An 8,528-nucleotide genomic window follows, 5' to 3' on the forward strand; every position below is an offset into this window, starting at 1 on the left:
GACTTATTTGTATTTTTCTGGTTCACGATTCATCTGATCCAAAAAACAATCAATGGCTTCTACCGGAAATCTTGCACACCTTATTTCTCCATCAATTTCATATGTAATCAAATACATTTCCTCGTTCTTTTCAACTTCTACATTTCGTAAGTTATGCTCTTCATATATCATATTTTGAAATAATACATACGTTTCTTGTGCAGCGCTATCATCTGGACGTGCTTCCGCAACCGTTTTAATTGTTAACCAATTATATAATGCATCTTGTACTGAGCGCATGAAAGCCCCTCCTTTTCTCACCCTGTTTTTTGTTGTTTAGCTTGACGTAAACGCAGTCTATAAATTCCAAGTACAATTGCCGCTACAACGAGCCCCTCTCCAACGGGTAAAAAAACTGCAAAAAAAGTTAATACCGTGCATCCAATTGCTAAAGATGTATATATCACCATATTTTTTAGTACCGATAGCTTCCTTGCAAATCCTAAATTATATACAAGTGCACTTAATAAAATTATTGTTCCATAAAGCAACCACATCCCTAACTCTGGATTTTCATCAACTTTGCAAAGTTTCGCGAAAAATGACATTCTTTCTAACACTATCTTTCACCTCTTCTCATGAAACAAATTCTCTTTATGTACTTAATACAAGAGTAACTCGCAAAAAAAATACTGTCCACAAAAAAGAGTAAATATTCCAAAAAAATAAACATAAAACAAAAAAACAGCTACCTTTATAAAAGGTAGCTGTTCTATTATTTTATGCTTCAACAGATTTCTTTTTCTTAGCAGCTCTTTCGCGCTCACTCTTATCAAGAATCTTTTTACGTAGACGAATTGATTCTGGAGTTACTTCACAGAACTCATCATCGTTTAAGTACTCTAATGACTCTTCTAAAGTCATTAAGCGTGGTTTTTTCATTGTTGACGTTTGATCTTTCGTTGCAGAACGAATGTTAGTTTGTTGTTTCATTTTTACAACGTTAACTGTTAAATCATTCTCACGTGTATGTTCTCCAACGATCATACCAGCATATACTTCTGTACCTGGTTCAACGAAGATTACACCGCGATCTTCAACTTGCATAATACCGTATTGTGATGCTTTTCCTGCGTCAAGTGAAACTAGAACACCTTGGCGACGTCCACCCACTTGTCCAGCATGTACTGGTTGGTAGCAATCAAATGTGTGGTTTAAAATACCATAACCACGAGTTAATGTTAGGAATTCTGTTGTGTAACCAATTAAACCACGTGCTGGAACCATGAAAGTAAGGCGAACTTGACCGTTTCCGTTATTCACCATATCTAACATTTCACCTTTACGTGCACCCATTGATTCCATAATAGAACCAGTGTATTCTTCAGGCACATCGATTTGTACGCGCTCTACAGGCTCACTTCTTACGCCATCGACATCTTTAATAATTACTTCAGGCTTAGATACTTGTAGTTCATAACCTTCACGACGCATGTTTTCAATTAAGATAGATAAATGTAATTCCCCGCGTCCAGATACGATCCATGCATCAGGAGAATCTGTATTATCTACACGTAAACTTACATCTGTTTCTAATTGTGAACGAAGACGCTCTTCAATTTTACGAGATGTAATGAATTTACCTTCACGACCTGCAAATGGGCTGTTATTTACAAGGAATGTCATTTGTAGTGTTGGCTCATCAATACGTAATAATGGTAAAGCCTCTTCATGCTCAACCGGACATACCGTTTCACCTACGTTAATGTCTTCCATACCTGAAACAGCTACTAAATCTCCAGCTTTTGCTTCTTGAATTTCTTGACGTTTTAATCCAATGTAACCAAATAATTTAGTTACACGGAATTGTTTTACACTTCCGTCAACTTTCATTAATGCAACTTGTTGTCCTACTTTCATTGTACCACGGAATACGCGTCCAACCCCGATACGACCAACATAGTCATTGTAATCAAGAAGTGCTACTTGGAATTGAAGTGGCTCTTCGCTGTTATCAACTGGTGCTGGAATATGTTCAATAATTGTGTCAAACAATGATTTCATATTCTCTTCTTGATTTGCTGGATTTGAATCTAAGCTTGCTGTTCCGTTCATTGCTGATGCAAATACAACTGGGAACTCTAATTGATCTTCGTTTGCACCAAGTTCGATGAATAAGTCAACTACTTCATCAACTACTTCATCAGGGCGAGCGAAGTCACGGTCAATTTTGTTTACAACAACGATTGGAGTTAAGTTTTGCTCAAGAGCTTTCTTTAAAACAAATCGTGTTTGTGGCATACAACCTTCATATGCATCAACAACAAGTAGAACACCATCAACCATTTTCATGATACGTTCTACTTCTCCACCGAAGTCAGCGTGACCAGGTGTATCTAAAATGTTAATTCTTTTATCTTCATAGTGAATCGCAGTATTCTTCGCTAAAATTGTAATACCACGTTCTCTTTCTAGATCATTTGAGTCCATTGCGCGTTCTTCAATATGTTCATTCGCACGGAACGTCCCCGCTTGACGTAATAACTGGTCAACAAGTGTTGTTTTACCATGGTCAACGTGGGCAATAATTGCTATATTTCGTAAATCTTGTCGTTTTTTCAACATGTCCAACTCCTAATGTCTTTTTAATCCTTCTCTATTATAAGAGCGAAGGGGATACAATGGCAATCAAAATAAAATCTAGAATGAAAATATAGTTGTATTCTTACTTTTGTGAAAGTAAAATGAGATTGGAGGGTGAAGAAATGGAACACATTCAATATCGCTTTTTATTAACAGCAATTATCGGTGTTATCTTCTTAATTGGTATCGGAATTATGATTGCTGAAAATAGTCCCATCGGCATTATCATTTGCATTATCGGCACATTTGTTACAGTCGGATACGGTTTTGTAACAAAAAGAAAAATGCGTAAATCGCAATAACATTAAAAAGTAAGAAGCTTCTTTATGCCTCTTACTTTTTTTATTATTGCGATACAAATGGTAATAATTCTTCGTATACTCCTGGTTTTGCAACTAACACACTGCTTTTCTCTACAATAGAAAGAGGTGTTCCCAAGAACGTTGTCACTTTACCGCCAACTTCTTCTACAATAATCTGTCCCCCGCCAAAGTCCCATGGCGATAAGCGCGGTGTTACATATGCATCTAATCTTCCCGTTGCAACATATACCATTTCTAACGCTGCACAACCATATGACCTCGTACCTCTCGCCTTCTTAACGAGCATCATCATTTTTTCCATATTAAGCAATGGATTATCAGTAAGCCATATCGCATTCAAAGCTATAATTCCATGCTCTACCGTTCCTTTTTCCAACATGGGAATAGCTAAATCATTGCAAAAAGCCCCTTCTCCCTTTACCGCATGATATAGTTCGTCATGAACTGGATCATAAATAAGACCAATCTTTCCGATACCGTTCTCATAAATCCCGATTGAGATTGCAAAATTCCTTTTTTGATGAACAAAGTTCATCGTGCCGTCAATTGGATCAATTAACCAAACAACCCCATTAGAAGAGGTAATCTCATCTCCGTAGCCTTCTTCTCCTAAAATATTATGAGCCGGGAATGTTTCTTTAATTTTCCCAATTAAAAACTGCTCCGTTTCTCGGTCCATGTTTGTTACTAGATCAGCTGCATTTGACTTTGTTTCTATAATAAGTGTTTTTTTCAGTGACGCCATTAAATGTTCTCCCGCTTCTCGAATCCACTGTTTCGCGTGTGTATCGATGTCTTTCCATACTTCTTGCATGTTTAAACACTCCGATCTATACTGTTCACAGAAAAAACGAACCCTTTATAAGGTTCGCACCAACTAATTATTTATACATATACTATTATTACGCTTCTAAACGGATCATTTCAAGTCTTAACACTTCTAATTTTTGTACGCACTCTTCTTTTTTCTGGTTGTCGTTATCCATCATCGCATCATATAAAGTTGCTAATTCATAATCTAGCTCCAAACGTAGCACCGGAATTCTCTTTTCAGCATCTGTTCTCTTTAACGCATTAATCACCTGTCTCATTTTTTTGCCTCCTCCCAATATTCGTCTGCCCTCGGACTAGAATTGATTCAATTTTCTGATTTTTTGTTTTATACTATACTATGTTGGATAAATCATCTATGCAACACAATTATATTTTTTTATTTAAATTTTTTTGTGCTGTTTTTTTTATGAATAGTACAAGCTATGCTAAAATTAAAACAAAATAGGAGTTGGAGGAACAATCATGACACTACAAACATTCACATCAACTGATTTTGAAGTCTTTACTGTTGATGGTCTTGAAGAACGAATGAGCGCAATTAAAACGAATATTCATCCTAAGCTAGAAGCTTTAGGGGAACAGTTTGCAGAATATTTATCACAACAAACCGATGAAAACTTTTTCTACCATGTAGCAAAACATGCACGCCGCAAAGTCAATCCACCAAACGATACTTGGGTTGCTTTTTCAACAAATAAACGTGGATATAAAATGTTACCACACTTCCAAATTGGTTTATGGGGTACTCATGCCTTCATATACTTTGGTTTAATCTATGAGTGTCCACAAAAAGTGGAGACGGCTCACGCCTTCTTAGAACATTTAAATGATTTAAAAACAAATATTCCAAATGACTTCGTTTGGTCCATTGACCATACTAAACCAGGTGTAAAATCACATAAAACGCTTGAAACGGAAGACTTACAAAAGATGATTGAACGTTTAGCTACTGTGAAAAAAGCAGAATTATTAGTCGGTATTCATATATCACCAGAGGAGTTTTCAGCAATGACCAACGAACAATTCCTTGCTAAGATTGAATCTACGATGCAATCACTCCTTCCTTTATATGCGATTTCTAATCGATAAATCGATAGTAGAAAACGGACAATTTATATTGTCCGTTTTTAGTTGTTATCACATTATAGCACTTTGTATTTTATTTTTCAAAATATTTTTACATTTTAACAATCTTTTTTTCCGCTACTTCTTTTGCTCTTTGAATCGTACGATATATAGAATATCCACTTACTTCTTGAAATTCTTTATCAATTGTTTTCTCCGCTGCCTTCGATGGCACAATCTCTTTAAAACGACGATATAATTCCATCAAATCTTCTCTCAAAACTCCTTTTTCATATACCTTTTCAATCGCTTCATAAAACTTTACAACTGCTACCATTTCTTCATTTGACCAATCGTAATCAAGTGGATATTGATATTCCATTTTTGCACCTCATTCAGTATTCTTTCTTTTTCCATTATGCTACCTTTAAGAGAACCTTTTATTCCTCACTATAGCCACTCTGCATTATACACCATTTATCCATTTCGATGGAATTGTCTTCCTCTTTGTATTATTTAAAATATAACTATTAAACATACTCACCTTGAAAATGAGATTTTTCTATACATCTATAATTATTGGTGATATAATGCTTTTGTTTTATAGAGAATAAAGTGAGACTACCATCCCCAAAAAGACGCTTGTGAATGGCAGAAAAACAAGTCAAGTTCTAAAAGTTTGTCATCTTAATTTCCTTTTAGAATGAGATGAAATCATATAAAACAAACTCTAATAAATATTACGAAGAAGAAGGGGTGTATAGATTGTCCCAATACGAAACACCATTGTTTACCACTTTAGTTGAGCACAGTAAGCGAAATCCAGTTCAATTCCATATTCCTGGTCATAAAAAAGGACAGGGCATGGATCCTACATTTCGCGAATTTATTGGGCATAATGCATTAGCAATTGATTTAATTAATATTGCGCCGCTCGATGATTTACATCATCCAAAAGGTATGATTAAAGAAGCACAGGATTTAGCAGCCGCTGCTTTCGGTGCAGATCATACGTTCTTTTCTATTCAAGGTACAAGTGGTGCAATTATGACAATGGTGATGAGCGTGTGCGGTCCTGGGGATAAAATCCTCGTGCCACGGAATGTGCATAAATCAGTAATGTCAGCTATTATTTTCTCAGGTGCAAAACCAATTTTCATGCATCCTGAGATTGATCCGAAGCTCGGTATTTCACATGGGATCACAATTCAATCTGTCAAAAAAGCTCTTGAAGAGCACTCAGATGCGAAAGGCTTACTTGTTATAAATCCAACATATTTTGGATTTGCTGCAGATTTAGAGCAGATTGTAGAATTAGCTCATTCTTACGATATTCCTGTACTTGTTGATGAAGCTCACGGTGTTCATATCCATTTTCATGATGAACTGCCGATGTCAGCTATGCAAGCAGGTGCAGATATGGCAGCAACAAGTGTTCACAAATTAGGAGGGTCTTTAACCCAAAGCTCTATTCTTAATGTAAAAGAGGGTCTTGTTAACGTAAAACATGTTCAATCCATTATTAGCATGCTTACGACTACATCAACTTCTTACATTTTGTTAGCATCTCTTGATGTTGCCAGAAAACGTCTTGCTACAGAAGGAACAGCTCTCATAGAACAAACAATACAATTAGCTGAACATGTTCGTGATGCTATAAATGTTATTGAGCATCTTTATTGTCCTGGAAAAGAGATGCTAGGTACAGATGCTACTTTTAACTATGATCCTACAAAGATAATTGTATCTGTAAAAGATTTAGGTATTACAGGCCATCAGGCTGAAGTATGGCTTAGAGAACATTACAACATTGAAGTAGAACTCTCTGATTTATATAACATACTTTGTCTTATCACATTTGGAGATACAGAAAGTGAAACAGATATACTTATTACAGCATTACAAGATTTAGCAGCAACATATGGAAATAGAGCAGATAAAGGTGTTCAGGTACAAGTAGAAATACCAGAAATACCTGTGCTAGCACTTTCTCCTAGAGATGCTTTTTATTCAGAAACAGAAGTCATTCCATTTGAAAACGCAGCAGGTCGTATTATAGCTGATTTTGTTATGGTTTATCCGCCAGGGATTCCAATCTTTACTCCGGGGGAAATTATTACACAAGATAACTTAGAGTATATTCGTAAAAATTTAGAAGCTGGGTTACCTGTACAAGGTCCCGAAGATATGACATTACAAACATTACGTGTTATTAAAGAGTACAAGCCTATCAGTTGATAGGCTTTTCTTTCACCTTTTTTCTCTTTTTTTCATACGATACTAAAGAATTTGACATTCCCACCCCTTATGGGGCCAGCTGACTAACGTCAGTGGGACTCTTGCTATGAAAGGCGAAGTCCATTTCTGGTATCGCTAACGCGCTAGATTGCGGTGTGCCATCACCACTCTCACAACAGACCGTATAGGTTCGTGAGCTACGGTACTAACCGTACAGATTCGTGTTCAAGTGTTTTAGCGCTTTGTTCTTGACGACACATATCATGCTTGAATTCGGATATCGAACTCCATATGATATCTTTTATTCAAGGAACACATTGGCGTTTTAAAGACTTGTACTTGTCGATAGTTAACGTATACCAAAATATAAATGTTTTTCTATGAAAAAGCGATACTTTCATCCTATGCTTAAAGGCGGACTAAAGTCCAATATGGGATTTTCCGTATCGCGAAATCTGTAACGTATAGGTGGGGATACCCTTATGATTGTGATAGGCCGTTCTATTGTACACCCTTATATCACAAATGAATATGAGCCATTTGCAGCTGAAAAACAACAGATTTTATCCATAATGGCTGGAAATCAAGAAGTTCATTCCTTCCGAACAGCCGATGAACTCAGCTTTGATCTTAATTTACGAGTTAATATTATTACTTCCGCGCTAGAACTTTTTCAAAGTGGCTTTCAGTTTCGTACATTTCAACAATCTTTTTGCAACCCTCAGTTTTGGGAAAGAACATCACTTGGCGGATTTCAACTACTCCCAAACGTACCATCCTCTATTGCCATCCAAGATATTTTTAAAAACGGAAAACTATATGGAACTGAATGTGCCACCGCAATGATTATCATTTTTTACAAAGCATTACTATCATTATATGAGGAAAAAACTTTCAACCGTCTATTCGCAAACCTCTTACTTTATACATGGGACTACGATCGCGACTTAAAGCTCATAACAAAAACGAGTGGCGATATCGTTCCAGGTGACCTCGTTTACTTTAAAAACCCACAAGTTAATCCAGCTACGATTGAGTGGCAAGGAGAAAATACAATCTATCTAGGAAACTTCTTTTTTTACGGACATGGCGTAGGCGTAAAAACGAAAGAGGAAATTATTTATTCATTGAATGAACGAAGGATTCCTTATGCTTTTATTTCAGCTTATTTAACCGATTTTATTACTCGTATTGATAGCCGTATGATGAGTCAATATGCCTCTCCTAACACGCCACAAACATCAATAGGATTTATTCCTATTAGAGATGATGCAATCGTTGCAACAGTCGGACATACAACTACAATCTATTAAAAAAACGCCTACATGTGTAGGCGTTTTTTCTTAATTATTAAGCTTTTGTATGTTCTGTATGGTCACATTCGCAATGAGATCCACATTTCCCATAAAGTACTGTTGATTTTTCATCTTCAAAATGTCCGATTGT

Annotated in this window: 11 protein-coding genes; 4 read left to right on the forward strand and 7 right to left on the reverse strand. The window is 36.2% G+C overall.

From position 1 onward, the window contains the following. Positions 1-3: 3 nt before the first annotated feature. The 3 genes from JTF23_RS05615 to typA all read right to left on the reverse strand — a co-directional run bounded on the left by JTF23_RS05615 (position 4) and on the right by typA (position 2,604). Positions 4-279, reverse strand: coding sequence for a hypothetical protein (locus JTF23_RS05615; protein WP_204208257.1), 276 nt, complete (start codon positions 277-279; stop codon positions 4-6). Between the two features lie 17 nt (positions 280-296). Next, a complete protein-coding gene (locus JTF23_RS05620) occupies positions 297-599 on the reverse strand; it encodes a YlaH-like family protein (RefSeq protein ID WP_204208258.1) in 303 nt (100 codons plus the stop codon). Positions 600-759: 160 nt separating this feature from the next. Continuing rightward, a complete protein-coding gene (typA, locus tag JTF23_RS05625; RefSeq protein WP_078172902.1) occupies positions 760-2,604 on the reverse strand; it encodes a translational GTPase TypA in 1,845 nt (614 codons plus the stop codon). A 140-nt stretch (positions 2,605-2,744) separates the two neighbouring features. Here typA and JTF23_RS05630 point away from each other — a divergent pair, with 140 nt between their 5' ends. After that, positions 2,745-2,924, forward strand: a complete 180-nt coding sequence (locus JTF23_RS05630) for a DUF5325 family protein (RefSeq protein WP_000400127.1) — start codon at positions 2,745-2,747, stop codon at positions 2,922-2,924. Positions 2,925-2,967: 43 nt separating this feature from the next. Here the strand turns inward: JTF23_RS05630 and JTF23_RS05635 are convergent, their stop codons facing one another. Both JTF23_RS05635 and JTF23_RS05640 read right to left on the reverse strand, forming a co-directional pair. After that, positions 2,968-3,759: an inositol monophosphatase family protein gene (locus JTF23_RS05635; RefSeq protein WP_078181626.1), complete on the reverse strand. Its 792-nt coding sequence runs from the start codon at positions 3,757-3,759 to the stop codon at positions 2,968-2,970. 88 nt (positions 3,760-3,847) lie between these two features. After that, a complete protein-coding gene (locus JTF23_RS05640; protein ID WP_002088326.1) occupies positions 3,848-4,036 on the reverse strand; it encodes a hypothetical protein in 189 nt (62 codons plus the stop codon). Between the two features lie 205 nt (positions 4,037-4,241). Between JTF23_RS05640 and JTF23_RS05645 the strand changes: the two genes are divergently transcribed. Beyond that, positions 4,242-4,868 (forward strand): YktB family protein, encoded by a 627-nt coding sequence (locus tag JTF23_RS05645; protein ID WP_002160680.1) that lies wholly within the window; start codon positions 4,242-4,244, stop codon positions 4,866-4,868. 88 nt (positions 4,869-4,956) lie between these two features. Here JTF23_RS05645 and JTF23_RS05650 read toward each other — a convergent pair whose 3' ends face one another. Next, complete coding sequence (locus tag JTF23_RS05650) at positions 4,957-5,226, reverse strand: UPF0223 family protein (protein ID WP_002146003.1); 270 nt, start codon at positions 5,224-5,226, stop codon at positions 4,957-4,959. A 383-nt stretch (positions 5,227-5,609) separates the two neighbouring features. On the opposite strand from JTF23_RS05650, the gene speA reads away from it, so the two are divergent. Next, positions 5,610-7,082: an arginine decarboxylase gene (gene speA / locus JTF23_RS05655; RefSeq protein WP_002160679.1), complete on the forward strand. Its 1,473-nt coding sequence runs from the start codon at positions 5,610-5,612 to the stop codon at positions 7,080-7,082. A gap of 482 nt (positions 7,083-7,564) precedes the next feature. After that, complete coding sequence (locus JTF23_RS05660) at positions 7,565-8,395, forward strand: protein-glutamine gamma-glutamyltransferase (RefSeq protein WP_002160678.1); 831 nt, start codon at positions 7,565-7,567, stop codon at positions 8,393-8,395. 37 nt (positions 8,396-8,432) lie between these two features. Here the strand turns inward: JTF23_RS05660 and JTF23_RS05665 are convergent. Beyond that, on the reverse strand, positions 8,433-8,528 hold a 96-nt coding region (locus JTF23_RS05665; protein WP_204208261.1), incomplete at its 5' end, for a GapA-binding peptide SR1P.

Origin of the sequence: Bacillus sp. RIT 809 (assembly GCF_016892495.1) — a bacterium.
GTDB lineage: Bacteria > Bacillota > Bacilli > Bacillales > Bacillaceae_G > Bacillus_A > Bacillus_A cereus_U.

Excerpts from the sequence above, each read along its gene's own strand:
- JTF23_RS05615 (WP_204208257.1), bottom strand. The coding sequence starts at position 279 with ATGCGCTCAGTACAAGATGCATTATATAATTGGTTAACAATTAAAACG.
- typA (WP_078172902.1), bottom strand. The coding sequence starts at position 2,604 with ATGTTGAAAAAACGACAAGATTTACGAAATATAGCAATTATTGCCCAC.
- JTF23_RS05630 (WP_000400127.1), top strand. The coding sequence starts at position 2,745 with ATGGAACACATTCAATATCGCTTTTTATTAACAGCAATTATCGGTGTT.
- JTF23_RS05635 (WP_078181626.1), bottom strand. The coding sequence starts at position 3,759 with ATGCAAGAAGTATGGAAAGACATCGATACACACGCGAAACAGTGGATT.
- JTF23_RS05640 (WP_002088326.1), bottom strand. The coding sequence starts at position 4,036 with ATGAGACAGGTGATTAATGCGTTAAAGAGAACAGATGCTGAAAAGAGA.
- JTF23_RS05645 (WP_002160680.1), top strand. The coding sequence starts at position 4,242 with ATGACACTACAAACATTCACATCAACTGATTTTGAAGTCTTTACTGTT.
- JTF23_RS05650 (WP_002146003.1), bottom strand. The coding sequence starts at position 5,226 with ATGGAATATCAATATCCACTTGATTACGATTGGTCAAATGAAGAAATG.
- JTF23_RS05660 (WP_002160678.1), top strand. The coding sequence starts at position 7,565 with ATGATTGTGATAGGCCGTTCTATTGTACACCCTTATATCACAAATGAA.